Genomic DNA, 1951 nt, shown 5'->3' with positions numbered 1-1951 from the left:
GAGATTGAAAGATGGAAACCACTGTGGTTATCGGAGACTCTGGACAACTTAAGGACTGGTCACAGATTGACTGGAAATCAGTGGTTAAGAATGTTAAGAATCTGAGGAAACGGATATATCGTGCCACACAGAACGGTCAGTGGAATAAGGTCAGAAGCCTAACGAAACTGATGTTAACAAGCTTCGACAATTTAATCTTGTCTGTGCGAAAAGTTACCCAACTTAACCTTGGAAAACGAACAGCAGGTGTTGATAAGGAGGTGATACTCACACCTGAACAACGGGTAAAACTCGTCCGAGAAATGGGACAATTCACCCTATGGAAGGCTAAACCAACCAAAAGGGTCTATATTCCCAAAGCCAATGGAAAACAAAGACCATTAGGCATACCCACCATCTCCGACAGAGTAGCACAAGCTGTTGTGAAAAATGCCCTGGAACCAAGATGGGAAGCCCAATTCGAGGCGAATAGTTATGGGTTCAGAGTCGGAAGAAGTTGTCATGATGCCATTGAACAATGTTTCTTACGCCTTCAAGGTGGTAGAGACACATGGGTACTGGATGCTGACATCTCAGGATTCTTTGACAATATCACCCACGAAACTCTCCTAAAATCCATAGGGAATTTTCCGGTTTTTTACCTCGTTAAACAATGGTTAAAAGCCGGATACCTTGATAAGGAAAAATTTCATGATACGAATAGCGGAACGCCACAAGGAGGCATAATTAGTCCCCTCCTGGCAAATATCGGATTACACGGTCTAGAACAGTTCTTAAGTCAATTTAAGAAAGTTAAAGGCAGATATAAATCCAATAAATATGGCTTCGTCAGATATGCCGACGACTTCATTGTAACCGCTACCTGTCAAGAAGACATAGAGGAAATCCAACCCAAAATCGAACAATGGTTATCACAAAGGGGGCTAAAACTAAATAGAGAAAAGACCCGTATCGTTCAGATCGGCGCAGGATTTAACTTCCTTGGGTTTAATCTCAGACAGTATAATGGCAAGCTACTGATTAAACCACAAAAAGAGAAAGTCCTGAATTTCCTTAAGGAAACTAGAGATTGGCTCAAACAAAATAAAACGGTAGAACAGGAAATTGTCATTAAACAACTTAACCCCAAACTTCGAGGCTTTGGAAACTATTATCGTCACGCCGTCAGTAAAGAAGTGTTTAGCTACATCAGTTCCGAGATGTGGATAGCACTCTGGCGATGGGCAAAACGTAGACACCCAAACAAGGGGAAAAGATGGATTGCCAACCGATACTTTAAAATAAGAGGAAAAGGATGGGAATTTGCTTGTGATGTCAAGGACAGAAAAGGCAAAACCAAAGAAATTGGCTTATTCAACATAGCCAAAATTCCCATTGAACGCCACATCAAAGTAAAAGGAACGGCATCCCCAGACGACCCCCAATTAACAGACTATTGGACAAAAAGAGCTACCCTCTCTGGTAAAACCATCTGGGATAAAGGGTCAAAGTATTATCAAATCGCCCAAAATCAAAGATGGTTTTGTCCTATCTGTGGGGAACACCTTAACAACGGTGAAGCTATCGAGACCCATCACATAGTACCAGTGGCAAAAGGTGGAACGGACGGAATCGACAACCTCCAACACCTCCATAAAACTTGTCACAAAGCGGTACATAGTGGTCTTCGTACTATGATGGCAGAGGCTTGAGCCGTATGATGCGATGAGTGTCAAGTACGGTTCTTAGGGGAGGGAGATACGGTGACGTATGCTCTCTTACCCGACACTTTCACGTACGGTTTTGGAGACGAGTCGGTGAGGCGACTCACCGGCTTAGTTTAATCGTCTGCAAATGTGGTTGTAAATTAGACCGAGACCACAACGCCGCAGTCAACATCCTGAAAAAAGCCTTGGGTACGGTGGGGCACACCGGAACCTGGATCATCGATCCGAACACTTCGGGAGATTTA

The 1951-nt window shown here is 43.5% G+C and carries 1 protein-coding gene and 1 pseudogene; both read left to right on the top strand.

Annotated elements, in window-relative coordinates; all coding sequences use genetic code 11:
* Positions 1 to 11 precede the first annotated feature (11 nt).
* On the top strand, positions 12 to 1691 hold the full coding sequence (gene ltrA / locus F6K37_RS39995) for a group II intron reverse transcriptase/maturase (RefSeq protein ID WP_287256822.1): 1680 nt from the start codon (positions 12 to 14) through the stop codon (positions 1689 to 1691).
* Positions 1692 to 1825: 134 nt separating this feature from the next.
* Positions 1826 to 1951, top strand: a pseudogene (locus F6K37_RS39990) (RNA-guided endonuclease TnpB family protein); the annotation flags it as partial.

Source organism: Moorena sp. SIO4E2 (genome assembly GCF_010671945.1).
Lineage (GTDB): Bacteria > Cyanobacteriota > Cyanobacteriia > Cyanobacteriales > Coleofasciculaceae > Moorena > Moorena producens.
Note: the sequence above shows the minus strand (reverse complement) of the source record. Positions and strands in the feature narration are given on the sequence as shown.